This is a genomic window from Pseudomonas extremaustralis, from assembly GCF_900102035.1.
GTDB classification, from domain to species: Bacteria; Pseudomonadota; Gammaproteobacteria; order Pseudomonadales; family Pseudomonadaceae; genus Aquipseudomonas; species Aquipseudomonas extremaustralis.
On the sequence record NZ_LT629689.1, the window covers coordinates 4,341,900 to 4,359,785 of the forward strand.

Genomic DNA, 17,886 nt, shown 5'->3' on the forward strand with positions numbered 1-17,886 from the left:
GCGCCAAAAGGGCGCAGTTTACAGGTAAATCTCAGTAACCGTTGCTACCGTAATCCACCGTAAACGCGAAGCCGGCCAGGCGTTCCACCCCGGTCTCCAACCGCCCGTCGGCATGCAGGCGCAGCCAGCGATAGCCCGGCGCTTGTTCGTTGACGCTGAAATCCTCGCTGCCCGGCGTGAACTGGATGCACGTCGACGGTGACGCCAGCAGGCGCACGCCGTTGCGCTCGAGGTCGATTTCCTGGTGCACATGGCCCCAGAGCAGCGCCTTGACCTGTGGGAAACGGTCCAGCACGGCGAACAACGCATCGGGATTGCGCAGGCCGATGGGCTCCATCCATGCGCAGCCGATGGATACGGGGTGATGGTGGAAACACACCAGGTGATGACGGTTCGGCGCCTCGCTCAGCGCCTGGGCCAGCAGTTGCAACTGGCTGTCCTGCAGATACCCCGGCACGGAGCCCGGCACGGCGGAATCCAGCAGGGTGACGCGCCAGTTACCGATGTCGACCACCGGTTCCAGCAAATCGCTGTGCATGGCGGCGTGGGCCATGACCTGCGGTTCATCGTGATTGCCAGGGATCCAGCGCGCGGGAGCGGCGATGGCGGTCGTCATATCGCGAAACCGCTGATAGGACGCCAGCGTACCGTCCTGGGACAGGTCTCCCGTGGCCAGCACCAGGTCGATCCGGGGCTGTTGCGCACACACCAGTTCGATCACCCGCCGCAGGCTGTCACAGGTGTTCATCCCCAGCAGCGCGGTGTCGGCCTCGCCGAACAGGTGGCTGTCGGACAGTTGCACCAGCAATGCCGGCGCGTCGGGGGTCAAGGTGGATACGCTGGGCAAGGCGCTCTCCCAAAGCAATCACAGGAATGGACGGTGGGCGTGATTATGCTGGGGCAGGACGCAAAGAGGAAACCTAAGGAAGCAGACGCAGTTCACATCTACCGCACGACTGCGAACTCATGGCCCAGGGCCAGGCAGTGGCTCAACCATTCACCGAGGAACACATTGAGTTGTGCTTTCTCATCGGGCTGGTGCATGAACACATTCGGGTAAGGGTAGATGCTGCGAAAGCGTCGTGCATGCTCGGCACTGATCACTTCGGCCATGCGTGCATCGTGGTACACCTGCACCTCCAACTCCGGCACCGGCAACCACGGCAGGCTGTGTTCCTGGCGCACTCGCAGGGTGGTGGTGTACGGGCAGTTGACGATGACTTCCAGGGCCAGCACGCCAAGCATCTGGTCGCCATGGGTCACGCCAATGCGCCGCGCCTCGGGCGTATGGCGCATGTCCGGCAGCAGACGCATCAGCCGCGCATAGTTGGCTTCGCAAGCCGCTTGCAGCCCGATCAGGTCGACGCGATAGCGTTCTCGTGCCTTTACTGCCATAACCCCCTCACTTCCGCGCGATTAAGCGCAAGCCATTGCAGGGCGATAATGCTGGCTGCGTTGGAAATCCTACCGTCGCGCACCGCTTGCAGGGCATCTTCGAACGCCCAAGTGGTGACGCGGATGTCTTCTGCTTCTTCTTCCAAACCATGCACACCACCGACGCCGGCGCTGTCGCAACGGCCCAGGTACAGGTGTACAAATTCAGTGCTGCCGCCGGGCGATGGAAAATATTTGGTGATCGGCCACAGCGCGGAGAATGTCAGCCCAGCTTCCTCCTCGCCTTCGCGGTGCGCAACCTCCTCCGGTTGCTCATCCCTGTCGATCAGGCCGGCGACCATCTCGATCAGCCACGGGTTGTCGGTACGCCCCATGGCGCCGACGCGAAACTGCTCGTTCAACACCACTTCGTCGCGTTGCGGGTCGTAGGGCAGCACGCACACGGCGTCGTGACGAACGAAGACTTCGCGGTGGATCACCCGGCTCATGCCGCCGTCGAATTTTTCGTGGCGCAGTTGCACGCGATCGAGCGTGTAGAAGCCTTTGTGCGCATTGTCGCGCTGAACGACTTCGATCTTGCTCGGCGTCGTTCTTGCAAAGTCCGTCATATCCCATCCTCGTTAAGCCAGCGCAATGGGCGCCATCCTAACGCGCTCGTGTCCGTTGGTGCAGCCCCTTTCCGGTTGCCGGGATAGACGGCGGACGTCAAACTCACTCTAATCAGCTTAGTGGCGAACCGACTGTCTTGCCGGTAGTCGAAGCTCCACGAATTTCGCTCTTATCGACGGACGAAGACCCTACATGTCGCTTTTAAAAATCGCCTCCGTGGCGTGCATCGCATTGACCCTCGGCGCCTGCCAGAGCCTGTTCCAACCCAGCTATCGCGCCCCGCTGGAAACCACCCGTGATACCAGCGAGCAAAGCAAGCCTGGCTGCACCAGCGCCGATTGCCCGCTGGTGAATATCGACACGGTGCACTTTGCCAAGGAACCCAAGCTGGACGCGCTGACCGAACAGCGCCTGCTGGAAATGACCGGCGCCAATCCACTGCCGACCAGCCTGGAGACGTATCGCGAGCAATTCCTGAAAAGCGCCGCGCCCAACAACAACATGTACTTGCAGGCCAAGGTACGCGAGCAGCATGACGGCTTAGTGATCATCGAGTTGTCCAGCTACCTGGACCAGGGCGCCACCCACGGCGAACCGGGCCGCGCGTTCATCAACTATTCGCGCCAGCAGCAAAAAGCGCTGACGCTGACCGACATGCTCCTGCCGGGCAAGCAAGATGCGTTCTGGAAGGCCGGCCAGGTGGCCCACAACAGCTGGCTGATCAGCACGCGCCTGAGCCTGGAGCCGGAGTTCGTGAAAACCTACCCCTTCCAGAAAACCCCGAACGTGGCGCTGACCAGCAGTGGCGTGGTGCTCAAATACCCTACCAACACCATCGCACCGTACGCCCTGGGCCATGTCGAGCTACAGATTCCCTACTCACGTCTGGAAGGCATCATCAAGCCTGAGCTGGTGCCCGCAGGCCGCTGAAGGCCCGGCCCAGGATCAACTGCAACAGCCCTGCCAGTATCAGCGCCGGCAGGGTCGCGCCGATATCCGGGTACAGGTTGGCGAGCAGATGATACGTGGCGATGCCACCCAACCAGGCAATCAATGCCGGCCAGCGCAGAAGGCTGATCGTGCCTTGGCCACGGCGGCGCAGGATAAAGTGATCCACCAGCACCACGCCGAACAGCGGCGCAAACACCGAACCGATCAGTAACAGGAAGTTCTGGTACTGGGCCAATGGCGCAAAGCAGGCGATCAAGGTGCAGATCACCCCGATGGCCAGCGCCAGGTGCTCGACCTTCAAGCGCAACAGCATGCCGCTGGAGACCGCCGCCGAATGGATATCGGCAAAGGCGTTTTCCGACTCGTCCAGCAGGATCAACAGCAGCGGAATCCCCAGGCCAGCACCGGCCAACGCCAGCAACAGCGCATTCACTTCACCACTGGGCGCGAACGCCAGGGTGTAGGCCACGCCCAGGCTCATCAGCCAGAAATTGCCGATAAAGAACCCCAGCGCGGTGCCGCCGAACACACTTTTAGCGCGTTTGCCGAAGCGCGAGTAATCGGCAATCAGCGGCAGCCACGACAGCGGCATGGCGATGGCGATATCGAACCCCACGGCAAACGGCATCGAACCGTCACCGGCCTGGGCCCAGAGAGCGGCGAGGTCGGCCTTGGCGAACAGGTTCCAGGTCAGCCACAGGCAGGCGGCGAGCAGCAGCCAGATCCCCCATTTGCGCAGGATCTGCCGCACAAACGTCAACGGACCGCTCACTGCCAGCAGGGTCGCCAAGCCACCGAAAAACAGCGTCCACAGTAATGGGCTGGCCAGCAGGCTGGCGTCGCTGAACGCCCGCGTGCCCAGCAGGCTGGCAGCGTCGCGCATCACGATGATTTCAAACGAGCCCCAGCCGATCAGTTGCAGCAGGTTGAGCAGCGCCGGCAGGCTCGCGCCCCGGGCGCCGAGGCTGAGCTTGAGCGCGGCCATGGCGGACAAGCCGGTGTCACTGCCGATGACACCAACGGCGGCGAGCAACAGCACGCCGACCAGAGTGCCGAGGAAAATCGCCAGCAACGCGCCGGACAAGCCCAAGCCCGGCGCGAGCAGCGCACCGGTCTGCAGGACCATCAGACCGATGCCGAGGGAGAACCACAGGGAAAACAGATCGCGGGCGCCGAACACGCGTTTGTCAGCAGGCACCGCGATACCGGGCGAATAAGTGCTGGATTGAATGCTCAAGGGTGTTATCTCTGAGGGGCATTTGTTGTTTGGAAGATTGCAATCGGGGGCAAGCCCCCTCCCACACGTTGAATTGCGCACACATTCAAATGTGGGAGGGGGCTTGCTCCCGATGAGGCCAGTACAGGTACCACCAATCCCGGATCAGACTTTTTTGTAGAGCTGACTGCCTTCCTGCTTGAAGCGTTCCGCCTGCTCCGCCAAGCCCTTGGCCACGTCCACATCCACCGCATCGATACGCTGGTTGGCCGCGTACTCACGCACTTCCTGGGTGATTTTCATCGAGCAGAACTTCGGCCCGCACATCGAGCAGAAATGCGCGACCTTGGCCGAGTCTTTCGGCAAGGTTTCGTCGTGATACGAGCGCGCGGTATCCGGGTCCAGGCCGAGGTTGAACTGGTCTTCCCAACGGAACTCGAAGCGCGCCTTGCTCAGCGCGTTATCGCGGATCTGCGCGCCGGGATGACCTTTCGCGAGATCGGCTGCATGCGCGGCGATCTTGTAGGTGATGATCCCGGTCTTCACGTCATCCTTGTTCGGCAGGCCCAGGTGCTCCTTGGGCGTGACGTAGCAGAGCATGGCGCAGCCGAACCAGCCGATCATCGCCGCGCCGATGCCGGAAGTGATGTGGTCGTAGCCTGGCGCGATATCGGTGGTCAACGGGCCAAGGGTGTAGAACGGCGCCTCGTCGCAGCACTCGAGCTGCTTGTCCATGTTCTCCTTGATCAACTGCATCGGCACGTGGCCGGGGCCTTCGATCATGGTCTGCACATCGTGCTTCCAGGCGATCTTGGTCAGTTCGCCGAGGGTTTCCAGCTCGCCGAATTGCGCGGCGTCGTTGGCGTCGGCAATCGAACCGGGGCGCAGGCCGTCGCCGAGGGAGAAGCTGACGTCATAGGCCTTCATGATTTCGCAGATTTCATCGAAATGCGTGTAGGTGAAGTTCTCTTTGTGGTGCGCCAGGCACCATTTGGCCATGATCGAACCGCCACGGGACACAATGCCGGTGACGCGCTTGGCGGTCAGCGGCACATAGCGCAGCAGCACGCCGGCGTGGATAGTGAAATAGTCGACGCCCTGCTCGGCCTGTTCGATCAAGGTGTCGCGGAACAGCTCCCAGGTCAGGTCTTCGGCGGCGCCGCCGACTTTTTCCAGGGCCTGGTAGATCGGTACGGTACCGATCGGCACCGGCGAGTTGCGGATGATCCACTCGCGGGTTTCGTGGATGTGCTTGCCGGTGGACAGGTCCATCACCGTGTCCGAACCCCAGCGAATGCCCCAGGTGAGCTTCGCCACTTCTTCTTCGATGGACGAACCCAGGGCGCTGTTGCCGATGTTGCCGTTGATCTTCACCAGGAAGTTACGGCCGATGATCATCGGTTCCAGTTCGGTGTGGTTGATGTTGGCCGGGATGATCGCGCGGCCGCGGGCGATTTCTTCGCGCACGAATTCCGGGGTGATGATCTTCGGCACGCTGGCGCCGAAGCTGTGGCCGGCGTGCTGCTGGTCGAGCAGGCCGCTGGCACGGGCCTCTTCGAGCTTCATGTTTTCGCGGATGGCGACGTATTCCATCTCGGCGGTGATGATGCCTTTGCGCGCGTAGTGCATCTGCGTGACATTGGCACCGGCCTTGGCGCGACGCGGGTTCTTCACGTGGGCGAAGCGCAGCGCGGTCAGTTCCGCATCGGTGAGACGCTGCTGGCCGAAGTGCGAGCTCAGGCCGGACAGGCGTTCGGTGTCGCCCCGGGATTCGATCCACGGCGAGCGCACATCACCCAGGCCTTTGCGCACATCGATGATGACGTTGGGGTCGGTGTAGGGGCCGGAGGTGTCATACACCACCACGGGCGCGTTGATTTCACCGCCGAAATCGGTGGGGGTCACGTCCAGGCTGATTTCGCGCATCGGTACACGAATGTCCGGGCGGGTGCCTTGCACGTAGATCTTCTGCGAGCGGGTAAACGGTTGCACGGAGCCGGAGTCGACCTTGGCCGATTCACTCAAATGCACGGTATTTTTTGGTGTTGTACTCATCACGGGCTCTCCAACTATCCAGGCGGTGGATTTTTGTCGGAGCGAACCTGTGACGGATGGACGCACTGAAAGCAGTGCTGTGCTATGCACGGAGGCGGTTCGATAGTCGAACGTTCATCCCGGACGAAGCACAAGAGGACTCGCCGGGTGACGAGAAATCTTGTTCCCTACGCAGGCGCTAACCTGATCAGGTTCAACGGGATCCGGTATTTACCGATCTCAGCCTTCCAACAAGGCACCCCGACAAGAACGCGGCCAGTCTAGACCATGCCGTGGGCAAATTGCCAATAGCGGAGCATTCAGCGTGATGAATGGCGTAATTGCAGGATTGTTGCGCTGTGGAAGCGCCACTACACTCGGCTACGGCTAAAAGCTTGACGCTCTGAAACAGTGACCGTAGCCTTGGCCAACACATTATCGTCGTAATATTTACTCAGGGATCGCCTCATGCTGCGCAAACTCTCACTGGCGCTTGCCGTGTCTTGTGCGACCAACGGAATGGTCTGGGCAGCTGAAGCGCCCTTGTCCGCCAGAACCGACCTGGTCAGCGTCTACCAGGAAGCGGTGGACAACAACGCCGACCTGGCCGCCGCCCGCGCCCAATACGGCGCGCAAAAGGAAGTGGTGCCCCAGGCCCGCGCCGGATTGCTGCCGAACCTCTCGGGCGGCGCCGATATCACCAACTCGCGCACCCAGATCGACACCCCCGCTGCTACCGCCAACCGCGACGCCCATGCCTGGCGCGCGACCCTGAGCCAGCCGCTGTTCCGTGCCGACCGCTGGTTCCAGCTGCAAGCGGCCGAGGCCACCAACGAGCAGGCGGCGCTGCAACTCTCGGCCACCGAACAGAACCTGATCCTGCAAAGCGCCGAAAGCTACTTCGCGGTGCTGCGCGCCCAGGACAACCTGGCCTCGACCAAGGCCGAAGAAAACGCCTTCAAGCGCCAGTTGGATCAATCCAACGAACGCTTCGACGTCGGCCTGTCGGACAAGACCGACGTGCTGCAATCCCAGGCCAGCTATGACACCGCACGGGCCAACCGCATCGTCGCGCAACGCCAGGTGGACGACGCCTTCGAAGCGCTGATCACCCTGACCAACCGCCAGTACAACTCGATCCAGGGCATTGTCCACACGCTGCCGGTGTTGCCGCCGCTGCCGAACGACGCCAAAGCCTGGGTGGAAACCGCCGGCCGCCAGAACCTCAACCTGCTGGCCAGCAACTATGCCGTCACGGCCGCCGAGGAAACCCTCAAGCAGCGCAAGGCCGGCCACGCGCCGACCCTGGATGCCGTCGCCCAATACGAAAAAGGCGACAACGACGCCCTCGGTTTCAGCAACCCGAATGCCTTCGGCACCGCCTATCACGGCCCGGTGGAGCAACGCACCATCGGCCTGCGCCTGAATATCCCGCTCTACAGCGGTGGCCTGACCAGCTCGCAAGTGCGTGAGTCCTACTCGCGCCTGGGCCAGATCGAGCAACAACGCGAAGGCCTGCGCCGCCAGGTGGTGGAAAACACACGCAACCTGCACCGCGCGGTGAACACCGATGTGGAGCAGGTACAGGCACGCCGCCAGTCGATCATCTCCAACCAGAGCGCGGTGGAAGCCACGGAAATCGGTTACCAGGTGGGTACGCGCAATATCGTCGACGTGCTCGACGCCCAGCGCCAGCTCTACTCGTCAGTGCGCAACTACAACAACAGCCGCTACGACTACATCCTCGACAACCTGCGTCTGAAGCAGGCGGCCGGGACCTTGAACCCAGGCGATCTGCAGGACCTGACGCGTTATCTCAAGGCGGACTACAACCCGGATCGCGACTTCCTGCCACCGGACCTGGCCAAAGCCGCCGCCGAGCAACTCAAGGCCCGCCCAGGCTATTGAACACGCCACATTTGGACCGCCAGGGCGTCAGCGAGTCATCAGGCGATCAAGGCCATCCAACAAGCGCTTCAACGCGCCCTGGTTGGCCTGCATCACCTTGAGCCCCGCCTGCGCCATCCGGCGCGCATCCTGCGGCAGCTCGAACAGCTGCCGCACGGCCTCGGCCAGCCCTTCGGCGTCATCCACCTCTCGTAATGCCCCGGCGTCGCGCATCATCGCGGTGATTTCGAGGAAGTTGAACACGTGGGGCCCCATGATCACCGGTTTGGCCAGCGCCGCCGGTTCCAGCGGGTTATGCCCACCGGTCGCCACCAGGCTGCCGCCGACGAAGGCACTGTCCGCCAAGGCATACAGAAACAGCAACTCGCCCATGGTATCGCCGAGCAGCACCGAGGTATGCGCGGTGACGGGCTCGCCGCTGGACCGGCGCACCGTGGCAAACCCCTGTTGCGTGCACAGCTCGAACATCGGGCCGAAACGCTCCTGGTGACGCGGCACCAGAATCAGCAGGGCATTGGGATAGCTGTCGAGCAGTTGGCGATGGGCCGCGAGCACCACCTCATCTTCGCCTTCGTGGGTACTGGCGGCGATCCACACGGGGCGCTCGCTGGCGCCCCATTGCTCGCGCAGGGCGGCGGCGCGGGCTGGCAGCTCGGGGTCGATGGTCAGGTCGAATTTGATCGAGCCGGTGACCTGCACGGTTTGCGGCCGCGCGCCCAGGCTCAGGAAACGCTGGGCCTCGGTTTCGGTCTGCACGGCGAACAGGCTCATCTGCGCCAGCATCGGCGCCGTCAACTTGGCGAAGCGCGCGTAGCCCTTGGCGGAACGCGCCGACAATCGCGCATTGGCCAGCGCCACCGGAATGCCGCGCTGGGCGCAGGCGTGGATATGGTTGGGCCACAGCTCGGTTTCCATGATCACCGCCAGCCTGGGCTGTACCCGGTCGAGAAAACGCTTGGCCGCACAGGGCAAATCGTAGGGCAAGTAGCAGTGCTGGATGCGCGGCTCGCTGGCGAACAATGCCTGGATGCGCTCGGAGCCGGTGGGCGTCATGCACGTGACGGTGATCGGCAGCTGTGGATAACGTGCCAACAGCGCGCGGATCATCGGTGCGGCGGCGATGCTTTCGCCCACGGACACGGCATGCACCCAGATGCCCCCCGGCTGCATCGGCGGCAAGCCATAGGAAAACCGCTCGCCGACGCGCTTGGCATAGGCCGGCGCCTTGCGTGCGCGCAGCCACAGACGTAAAGCCACCAACGGCAGCGCCAGGTAAAACAGACAGCTGTAGAGAGTTCTATTCATGGCGGCGGAGTTTATCGGCTTTTTCAGTCGATCGCCTGCAAGCGCTCGGCAAAACGTTCGGCGAGGAAACGCGCGGCGGGGCCGAGGTGCTCGTCGCGCCGCCAGACCAGCTCCACCACCAGGGCCGGCGGCGTCCATTCGCTGTGCAGTTCCACCATCTGCTGCTGATAGGTCGGGTATTGCACGATATGCCGGGGCAGCCAGGCCCAGCCCAGGCCGCTCATCAACCATTCGGCCAATACGTAGAAACTGTCGGCGCGCCACACCAATGGGCTGGCCGCTTCGCTGCCGGGGTAGACGCTGGTCTGGGTCGACATCAACAACTGGCGAAACTGCGCCAGGCGCTGGCACGTCACATATCGGTCCTTGGCCAGCGGGTGGTTCGCGCCACACACCGTGACCATCGCCACACTGCCCACCACGCGCCGCTCCAGGGCTTCGGGGATCTGGTCGTGATAGAACAACAGGCCCAGGTCGGCCTTGCGCTCCACCAACTTGCGCGCCACATCGCCCTGGGCAGCGCTGGACAGTTGCACTTCCAGCAGCGGGTATTGCCCCGCCAGTGCTTCCAGGCTATCGAGTATCGGTTGGAACAGCATGGCCTCATCCTGGGCCAGCCGCAGGCAGGCTTCCTCGCCGCGGGTCAAGGACAGCGCCCGGCCATTGAGGCGCTCACACTGGCGTAGCACTTCGCGCGCTTCCTCCAGCAACACGCTGCCGGCTTCGGTCAGGCGTGGTTGGCGACCGCTGCTGCGCTCGAACAGGCTGACGCCCAAGTCGGCTTCCAACAGGGCAATCGCGTTGCTGACCGCCGACTGCGCCTTGCGCTGCTCGCGCGCCACCGCCGAAAACGAACGCTGTTCGGCGACGCTGACAAACAGGCGCATCTGCTCCAGGTTCCATTGCACGCTCATGGCTCAACCCATCTCAAATTCGGATAGGTAATGACTTTACCCCATCTGACCAAGCGCTAAAATGCCAACCTTTGTAGGAGCTCGCTCGCGAAAAAACCTGAGAACGCCGCGTTCATCCAGGTTACTCGCGTCATCGTTGAGGATTTTCGCGAGCGAGCTCGCTCCTACAGTGCCGGTTCTACTCCGAGGATTGCCCCATGAATATCGCCTACACCTACCTGGCTATCGCCATCTGCTCGGAAGTGATCGCCACCGTTTCCATGAAAGCCATTAAGGGCTTGAGCACGCCCATCCCGCTGTTGTTGGTGATCGTCGGTTACGGCGTGGCCTTCTGGATGCTGACCCTGGTGGTGCGCACGGTGCCGGTGGGCGTGGCCTACGCGGTGTGGGCCGGGATGGGCATTGTGATGGTGAGCATCGCGGCGCTGTTTATCTATGGGCAGAAGCTCGACGTGCCGGCGATGCTGGGCATGGGCCTGATCGTGCTGGGCGTGGTGGTGATCCAACTGTTCTCGAAAACCGCCGGGCACTGACCGTCACTCAACAGCCTGTATACTGCGACTCTTGTCTTGAACACTGAGGTCGCCCATGCCATCCGTTATTTCCACCGACGTGCTGATTGTCGGCGCCGGAGTTGCCGGCCTTTGGCTGAATGCGCGCCTGCGTCGCCAGGGGTTTTCCACGGTGCTGGTGGAAAACGCCACCCTGGGTGGCGGGCAAAGCGTGAAGTCGCAGGGGATCATCCACGGCGGCGCGAAATACGCCCTGCACGGCGCGCTCACCGGTGCCTCCGAAGCCATTGCCGATATGCCGCGCCGCTGGCGCGAAGCCCTGGCCGGCAACGGTGAGCTGGACCTGTCCGGCGTGCGCGTGCTGTCCGAAGCCCATTACCTGTGGTCCCCGGGCACGCTTGCCGGCAACCTCACCAGTTTTTTCGCGAGCAAGGCGGTGCGCGGCCGCGTCGACCAGGTCAAGGGCGACGACCTGCCCCCTGCCCTGCAGGACCGCCGCTTCAAGGGCAAGGTGTATCGCCTGGCCGAATTGGTCATCGACGTACCGAGCCTGATCCAGCGCCTGGCGCAACTGGCCGGTGATGGCCTGCTCGCCGGGCAACACATCGAACCGCTGCTCGAAGGCGACACACTGCTGGGCCTGAAGGTCGATGGCCGCGAGATCCGTGCCCAGCGCATCGTGCTGAGCGCTGGCGGCGGCACCGCCGAGCTGTTGGCAAGCCTGGGCCTGAGCCAGCCGGCCATGCAAAAACGCCCGCTGCACATGATCATTGCCAAAGGCCCCGGCCTGAAGCCGCTGTACGCCCACTGCCTGGGCGGTGGCACCAAGCCGCGCATCACCGTCACCACCCACCCCGCCGCCGACGGCAACTGGGTGTGGTACCTGGGCGGCGACATTGCCGAAGCGGATGGCGTGGCGCGCACACCTGAAGAACAGATCGCCACCGCGCAGAAAGAGCTGGCGCAATTGCTGCCGTGGATCGACATGAGCCAGACCCAGTGGGCCACCCTGCGCGTCGACCGTGCCGAGCCGCTGCAATCGGGCATGACCCGCCCGGACAATGCCTTCCTGGCCGAACAGGGCCGCCTGCTGGTGGGCTGGCCGACCAAGCTGGCCCTGGCGCCGGACTTCGCCGATCGGGTGCTCATCGCCCTGGAACGCGACGGCATCCGCCCGAGCGTGTCCGCCCCGCTACCCGAGCTGCCCAAACCCGCCATCGGCGTACCGGCCTGGGAGCAACTGCTGCCATGAGCCTGCCCACCCTGCACGATCTGTATCGCCCCCTGGGCAGCACCGGGCTGTTGGTTTCGCCGCTGGGCCTGGGCACGGTCAAGCTGGGCCGCGACCAGGGGGTGAAATACCCCAACGGTTTCCAGATTCCCGACGACGACGAAGCGCGCATGCTGCTGCGCCAGGCGCGCCAGTTGGGGATCAACCTGATCGACACCGCGCCAGCCTATGGACGTAGCGAGGAACGCCTGGGGCCGTTGTTGCGGGGCCAGCGCCAGGACTGGGTGATTGTCAGCAAGGTCGGCGAGGAGTTTGAAGCGGGCGTGTCCCGTCACGATTTCAGCGCGGCCCATACCCGGATGTCGATCGAACGCAGTTTGAAGCGACTGGAAACGGACTTTATCGATCTGGTGTTGGTGCATTCCGATGGCAACGACCTGCACATCCTCAATGACTGCGAGGTCTACGAGACCCTGGCGCAGCTGAAAAAGGAAGGCAAGATCCGCGGCTTCGGCTTCTCGGGCAAAACCGTCGAGGGCGGCGTGAAGGCTCTGGAACAGGGTGATTGCGCGATGGTCACCTACAATCTGAACGAACAGGCCGAAAAAGCCGTCATTGATTATGCGGCGGCCCATGGCAAAGGCATCCTGGTGAAAAAGGCCCTGGCCAGCGGCCATGTGTGCCTTGCGCCGGGGGTGGACCCCGTTCGTGCCAGCTTCACCTTGTTGTTTGCGCAAACCGGCGTCGCCAGTGCTATTGTCGGGACCATCAATCCGCTGCACCTGGCCCATAACGTGGCGACCGCTGCCCAAGTCATTCGTCAACGCTGATGCCGCCGACGCGGCCGACCCCGTCGCAGGAAGGAGCCGACATGCCGCGAACGCTCATAAGAAAGAACCCCAGCAACTTCAAGACACTGCCGCTGCATGTCGAGGCCACCCCCGAAGGCCTGAGCTATCAGAGCGTGGGCATGCCGCTCAACTTCGCCCAGACCCTGCAACGGCGCAAGCCAGTGGAAGTCGCAGATCCCGAGCGTTTTGTGCTGGAACTGGCGAACCTCGGCGTGTCGGTGCGCCTGACCCTGCACTGGCAAAACAAGGATTACTGGGTGCTGGTGCGCCAGCGTCGTCAGGATCGTGGCGATGTGGTGCTCAAGCTGATCTCCGGCTACGTCCCTGCCCATGAACTGAACCTGCCGCTGCACACCGCCATCCAGGAAATCGCCGAGGAATGCTTGCTGGAAACGCCCGAAGGCTGGCTCAGCGGGCGCTTCAACGACACCTGGCTGCCAGCGCCCTACGCGGCCGCGCTGCATTATCGCGAGGCCCTGCCGTTTCGCTTGAGCCCCTTGTCCGGCGCCGCCCGCCCGGTGCGCTGCGCCACCACTCAACTGATCGAGCGCCCGCGCGCCTACGTGCACCTACCAACCGCCTCGCTGCAATTGATCTACGATTTGCGCCTGGAAGTGCCGAAGGAAGCCAAATCCCTGAGCCTGTTCCATGTGGATGAACGACTCGAAGGCGACCAACTGGTGGCGCGCCTGGACCGTCAGCGTCCGGATCTGTACCTGATGCCACTCAAAGACGGCCAGCCCCTCGCCGAGCTGTACACCATGAAGAAAGACCAACTGTATCCCGCCAGCACACGGGGGTTGTACCTGGCCGAAAGCTTCGCCCGCCAGGAAGGTTGGCTGGTGCGTGAGGAGCGCATTCGCTGGAAGGATTGGCTCAGGCAGCAAGGCCTGGCGGAGCCTGAGAAAGAGTCGAAACTCAAGCGCCTGACCGGCAAGGCCCGACAGATGCTGCGCAAGATCGTGCCGACGAAAAAAGCCAGCCGCTGACGACCGACACCAACAACTGTAGGAGCGAGCTTGCTCGCGAAGAACGCCAACGATAACGCGGACTGCCTGGAGGAACGCGGCGTTCTCAGGTTTTCCGCGAGCAAGCTCGCTCCTACAAGTATGGGTACCGGGGAAACGTTCAGGCCTTGAGCAGACGCTCCAGGCCCACGGTCAACGGGGTGGGCTCCGGTAGTTTGAAACTGGCCAGCAACCGTTGGTTATTCGCCCGCGAATGCCGGATATCCCCCGACCGCGCCGGCCCGTAAGTCACGGCGGGCAACGCACCCAACGCTTCTTCCAATGCCTGCAGCACCTGCTTGAGCGTGGTGGTGCGGTTCCAGCCGACGTTGATCGCCCCCAAGGGCGCGTCGGCGGCTTCGATGGCCTGCACCAGCACGCCTACCAGGTCTTCCACATACATGAAGTCGCGGGTTTGCTCGCCGTCGCCGAACACGGTAATCGGCAAGCCTTGCTGGGCGCGTTCGCTGAAGATGCTGATCACGCCGGAATACGGCGAAGACGGGTCCTGGCGCGGCCCGAAGATATTGAAGAAGCGGAAAATCACCGGCTCCAGGCCATGCTGGCGACGGTAGAAATCCAAGTAATACTCACTGGCCAGCTTGTCGGAGGCATAGGGCGTCAAGGGTGCCTTGGCGGTCTCTTCGTCGATCGAAGCACCTTCGCCATTGTTGCCGTACACCGCGGCACTGGAGGCAAACACCACGCGCTTGACCCCGGCCTTGCGCATGGCTTCGCAGACATTCAAGGTGCCGACGAAATTGCTCTGGTGGGTGCTGACCGGATCATCCACCGACGCCTGCACCGACGCGACCGCCGCCAGGTGCACCACCGCCGTCACGCCGATGGCCGCACGCGCCACCCACTCGGCGTCGGCGACATCGCCTTCCAGCAGTTCGACGCGAGGATTGTCCAGCGGCAGGTTGCTGCGCTTGCCGGTGGACAGGTTATCCAGCACCCGCACCGAATAGCCCTTGGCCAGCAATGCATCAACCAAGTGCGAGCCAATGAAGCCGGCACCGCCGGTGATCAGGACACACGGCTCGGCTTCACTCATTGTTGCGGATCTTCTCGACGATGGCGGTGGTCGAGCTGTTCTCGACCAACCCAAGGACTTTGACCTTGCCGCCGTAGGCAGTGACGATGTCGGCCCCGACGACTTGATCGACGGAATAGTCGCCACCCTTGACCAGTACGTCGGGCTTGACCAGGGCCAGCAGGTTTTCCGGGGTCGCTTCCGGGAAGCTGATCACCCAATCCACCGCGCCCAGGCCGGCCAGGACCGCCATGCGTCGGTCAACGCTGTTGATCGGACGACCCGGCCCCTTGAGGCGGCTGACCGATGCGTCATCGTTGACCGCGACGATCAAGCGATCGCCTTGGGCGCGCGCCTGTTCCAGATACGTCACATGGCCGGCGTGCAGGATGTCGAAGCAGCCGTTGGTGAACACAATGCTTTCTTTGTGGGCCCGCGCATCGTCGATTGCCAGCAGCAATTGCTCGATGGTCAGCACGCCACGCTCCGACCCTTCGGAGCGCTGGATCGCGCGGCGTAACTCGGGAGCGCTGATGGCCGCAGTCCCCAGCTTGCCGACCACGATGCCCGCCGCCAGGTTGGCCAGGGCCACGGCGTGGGGCAGTTCTTCGCCGGCCGCGATGGAGGCGGCCAGGGTGGAAATCACGGTGTCGCCGGCACCGGTCACGTCGAACACTTCACGGGCCCGCGCCGGCAGGTGCATCGCCGGATAGCCCGGACGCAGCAGGGTCATGCCGTGCTCGCCACGGGTCACCAGCAAGGCGCCCAGGTCGAGGTCGGCCATCAGCGCCGCGCCCTTGGTCACCAGTTCAAGCTCATCGGCACAACCGCCGACGATGGCCTCGAACTCGCTGAGGTTCGGCGTGATCAGGCTGGCGCCTCGATAAATCGAGAAGTCCTTGCCCTTGGGATCAGCCAATACCGGAATGTTGCGGGCCTTGGCGGCCTGGATCAGCGCCTGGTGATTCTTCAGGGCGCCTTTGCCGTAGTCGGACAACACCAGCACCTTGATGCCTTCGAGCAACTCATCGACCTGCGCGCTGAGGGCCAGGGCGTCGGTGGCGAAGGGTTCTTCGAAATCGATACGCAGCAATTGCTGGTGACGGCTCATGACCCGCAGCTTGACGATGGTCGGCTGATGGGCGATGCGCTGGAACAGTGCGCGCACGCCCGCGCCGCGCAGGCTGTTGGCCAGGCTGTCGGCGGCTTCGTCGTCGCCGGTCACACCCACCAGGGAGGCCGGGGCGCCGAGGGCGGCAATATTGAGGGCAACGTTGGCAGCGCCGCCTGGACGGTCTTCGATTTGCTCGACCTTGACGACCGGCACCGGCGCCTCAGGGGAAATCCGTGAGGTACCGCCATGCCAGTAACGGTCGAGCATGACATCGCCGACCACCAAGACAGGGGCTTGATCGAATCGCGGCATGGACAACTTCATGGAGCAACCCACATACAAAATGAACAGGGGCGCGATATTAGCACAGGGTGAGCGCCGCCTAGTTCCAGAGCTTTATCCGCGATGCATCACGGGCGCAGACTGATTATTTTTTAAACAGCAGCGCCAGGATGCGCGCCACGCCATCGTCCAGGTCGACCTCATCGGTATTGATCTCGCAGTCGGCCGCAAGCGGTGCTTCATAGGGGCTGTCCAACCCGGTGAACGCCTTGAGGCGCCCCTCCAGCGCCGCGCGGTACAAGCCTTTGGGGTCGCGCCGCGCGCACACCTCGAACGGCGTGCTGATATACACCTCAAAAAACTGCCCCGCCCCGAACAATGCCCTGGCGGTTGCCCGGTCGGCGCCGAATGGGGAAATCGCCGAGACGATCACGATCAATCCCGCATCCACCATCAGCCGCGCCACTTCGCCGATACGCCGGATGTTTTCCTTGCGTGCCGTGTCACTCATGCCCAGGTCATTGCACAAACCGGTGCGCAGATTATCGCCGTCGAGCACAAAGGTATGCCGCCCCTGCTCGTTGAGCTGCACTTCCAGCGCGTTGGCCAGGGTCGACTTGCCAGACCCGGACAGCCCCGTCAGCCAAACGCAGCAGGGCTGCTGCTGTTTGAGCGCGGCCCGCGCGGCAGCCGACAACGACAAGGCAAAGGGGCGGATGGACGCCGAACCCATGCCAAGCGACTGACTATTCATAACCGAGGACCTCGTAATCACGTTGATAGGCACGCCTGACCAGACGGCGCGTACGCAACGAGCAAAAGTCCCTGACCGGCTCATTGCGGCGCGCCAGCGAAACATTCAAATGTGGCAAGCATGAGTTCACCCCGAGGCGCTCGCACAAGTGCCGGAAATCTTCTTGCAGCGACTCCTGGCGACCAAGAAAATCCATCGCCATCTGCCCCAGCTGATCGACCAGAAAATCGGTCTGGGGCGCGAAATGCAGTTGGCGCCGCAGGTTCTCCGGGTGTAGCCAGCCGGCAATGAAATGATCGAAATCGCGGTAGCTGCTGACCAGGGCCTGGGCTGGCAGGTCTCGGTCCCCCATGGGGTTGCCACGCAGGTAGATGTAGGCCGAGTGGGCGCGCTCCAGTGGGTCACGCACGAACGCAAACTTGAAACTGCGTGCGCAATGCTCGGGGAATTGCTGCTGATACCAGTAATACGGTAAATGCCCTGGCCAACGTCCATCGAGCAGGGCCGAGCAGACACTGCTGCCAGCGCATTTGGGCACGTGGATAAATACACATTGGTGCCGTGCGAAAGCGGATGGAAGCGTGGTCACCGCAGACAGGGATTTGTTCACCGCCTGACGATCCACCACCGACAAACGCCCCAGCAGAAACGCCCGTTGAGGCTTGGGGAGCAGTTTCCAGAACAGTCGTTGCAGCATTCCAATACCCACGCAAGAAGGTTAGCCCTCTCGTTCATCGTTCGAATCGAGAAGGCCAACTTAACAAACG

The 17,886-nt window shown here is 62.9% G+C and carries 17 protein-coding genes and 1 riboswitch; of the genes, 6 read left to right on the forward strand and 11 right to left on the reverse strand.

What is annotated here, in order from left to right; all coding sequences use genetic code 11:
- Positions 1 to 31: 31 nt before the first annotated feature.
- From cpdA to BLR63_RS20050, 3 genes are all read right to left on the reverse strand, one after another.
- Positions 32 to 847: a 3',5'-cyclic-AMP phosphodiesterase gene (cpdA, locus tag BLR63_RS20040; protein WP_010563303.1), complete on the reverse strand. Its 816-nt coding sequence runs from the start codon at positions 845 to 847 to the stop codon at positions 32 to 34.
- A 98-nt stretch (positions 848 to 945) separates the two neighbouring features.
- Complete coding sequence (locus BLR63_RS20045; protein ID WP_010563302.1) at positions 946 to 1,395, reverse strand: DUF1249 domain-containing protein; 450 nt, start codon at positions 1,393 to 1,395, stop codon at positions 946 to 948.
- The gene (locus BLR63_RS20050) at positions 1,386 to 2,003 is read right to left on the reverse strand and encodes an NUDIX domain-containing protein (RefSeq protein WP_010563301.1); all 618 of its coding nucleotides are present in this window, start codon (positions 2,001 to 2,003) and stop codon (positions 1,386 to 1,388) included. Before BLR63_RS20050 ends, BLR63_RS20045 begins: the two co-directional genes overlap by 10 nt.
- A gap of 193 nt (positions 2,004 to 2,196) precedes the next feature.
- Between BLR63_RS20050 and BLR63_RS20055 the strand changes: the two genes are divergently transcribed.
- Entirely contained in the window at positions 2,197 to 2,934 is a 738-nt protein-coding gene (locus BLR63_RS20055; RefSeq protein WP_010563300.1) for an RsiV family protein, read from the forward strand.
- Here BLR63_RS20055 and cytX read toward each other — a convergent pair.
- Together cytX and thiC are read right to left on the reverse strand one after the other, a co-directional pair.
- Positions 2,903 to 4,192 carry a putative hydroxymethylpyrimidine transporter CytX gene (cytX, locus tag BLR63_RS20060; RefSeq protein WP_010563299.1) on the reverse strand — a complete coding sequence of 430 codons (1,290 nt, stop codon included), beginning with the start codon at positions 4,190 to 4,192 and terminating at the stop codon, positions 2,903 to 2,905. The genes BLR63_RS20055 and cytX overlap by 32 nt on opposite strands.
- 144 nt (positions 4,193 to 4,336) lie before the next feature.
- Entirely contained in the window at positions 4,337 to 6,226 is a 1,890-nt protein-coding gene (thiC, locus tag BLR63_RS20065) for a phosphomethylpyrimidine synthase ThiC (protein ID WP_010563298.1), read from the reverse strand.
- 147 nt (positions 6,227 to 6,373) lie between these two features.
- A riboswitch (TPP riboswitch) is annotated at positions 6,374 to 6,479 on the reverse strand.
- Between the two features lie 194 nt (positions 6,480 to 6,673).
- Here thiC and BLR63_RS20070 point away from each other — a divergent pair.
- Positions 6,674 to 8,113, forward strand: coding sequence for a TolC family outer membrane protein (locus BLR63_RS20070; protein ID WP_010563297.1), 1,440 nt, complete (start codon positions 6,674 to 6,676; stop codon positions 8,111 to 8,113).
- 27 nt (positions 8,114 to 8,140) lie between these two features.
- On the opposite strand, the gene waaA is transcribed toward BLR63_RS20070, so the two are convergent.
- Together waaA and BLR63_RS20080 are read right to left on the reverse strand one after the other, a co-directional pair.
- Positions 8,141 to 9,418, reverse strand: coding sequence for a lipid IV(A) 3-deoxy-D-manno-octulosonic acid transferase (gene waaA, locus BLR63_RS20075; protein WP_010563296.1), 1,278 nt, complete (start codon positions 9,416 to 9,418; stop codon positions 8,141 to 8,143).
- 23 nt (positions 9,419 to 9,441) lie between these two features.
- Positions 9,442 to 10,332, reverse strand: coding sequence for a LysR family transcriptional regulator (locus BLR63_RS20080; protein WP_010563295.1), 891 nt, complete (start codon positions 10,330 to 10,332; stop codon positions 9,442 to 9,444).
- Between the two features lie 197 nt (positions 10,333 to 10,529).
- Between BLR63_RS20080 and BLR63_RS20085 the strand changes: the two genes are divergently transcribed.
- The 4 genes from BLR63_RS20085 to BLR63_RS20100 are packed head-to-tail and all read left to right on the forward strand — an operon-like array spanning position 10,530 to position 13,915.
- A complete protein-coding gene (locus BLR63_RS20085; RefSeq protein ID WP_010563294.1) occupies positions 10,530 to 10,865 on the forward strand; it encodes a DMT family transporter in 336 nt (111 codons plus the stop codon).
- A 55-nt stretch (positions 10,866 to 10,920) separates the two neighbouring features.
- The gene (locus BLR63_RS20090; protein WP_010563293.1) at positions 10,921 to 12,096 is read left to right on the forward strand and encodes an NAD(P)/FAD-dependent oxidoreductase; all 1,176 of its coding nucleotides are present in this window, start codon (positions 10,921 to 10,923) and stop codon (positions 12,094 to 12,096) included.
- Complete coding sequence (locus tag BLR63_RS20095) at positions 12,093 to 12,905, forward strand: aldo/keto reductase (RefSeq protein WP_010563292.1); 813 nt, start codon at positions 12,093 to 12,095, stop codon at positions 12,903 to 12,905. Before BLR63_RS20090 ends, BLR63_RS20095 begins: the two co-directional genes overlap by 4 nt.
- A gap of 41 nt (positions 12,906 to 12,946) precedes the next feature.
- On the forward strand, positions 12,947 to 13,915 hold the full coding sequence (locus BLR63_RS20100) for a hypothetical protein (protein WP_010563291.1): 969 nt from the start codon (positions 12,947 to 12,949) through the stop codon (positions 13,913 to 13,915).
- 139 nt (positions 13,916 to 14,054) lie between these two features.
- Here the strand turns inward: BLR63_RS20100 and BLR63_RS20105 are convergent, their stop codons facing one another.
- The 4 genes from BLR63_RS20105 to BLR63_RS20120 all read right to left on the reverse strand — a co-directional run bounded on the left by BLR63_RS20105 (position 14,055) and on the right by BLR63_RS20120 (position 17,816).
- A complete protein-coding gene (locus BLR63_RS20105; RefSeq protein WP_010563290.1) occupies positions 14,055 to 14,990 on the reverse strand; it encodes an NAD-dependent epimerase/dehydratase family protein in 936 nt (311 codons plus the stop codon).
- Entirely contained in the window at positions 14,983 to 16,407 is a 1,425-nt protein-coding gene (gene hldE, locus BLR63_RS20110; protein ID WP_010563289.1) for a bifunctional D-glycero-beta-D-manno-heptose-7-phosphate kinase/D-glycero-beta-D-manno-heptose 1-phosphate adenylyltransferase HldE, read from the reverse strand. Before hldE ends, BLR63_RS20105 begins: the two co-directional genes overlap by 8 nt.
- 103 nt (positions 16,408 to 16,510) lie before the next feature.
- The gene (gene cysC / locus BLR63_RS20115; RefSeq protein WP_042946479.1) at positions 16,511 to 17,119 is read right to left on the reverse strand and encodes an adenylyl-sulfate kinase; all 609 of its coding nucleotides are present in this window, start codon (positions 17,117 to 17,119) and stop codon (positions 16,511 to 16,513) included.
- The gene (locus tag BLR63_RS20120) at positions 17,112 to 17,816 is read right to left on the reverse strand and encodes a sulfotransferase family 2 domain-containing protein (RefSeq protein ID WP_010563287.1); all 705 of its coding nucleotides are present in this window, start codon (positions 17,814 to 17,816) and stop codon (positions 17,112 to 17,114) included. The genes cysC and BLR63_RS20120 overlap by 8 nt, the downstream gene beginning before the upstream one ends.
- Between the last annotated feature and the right edge of the window lie 70 nt (positions 17,817 to 17,886).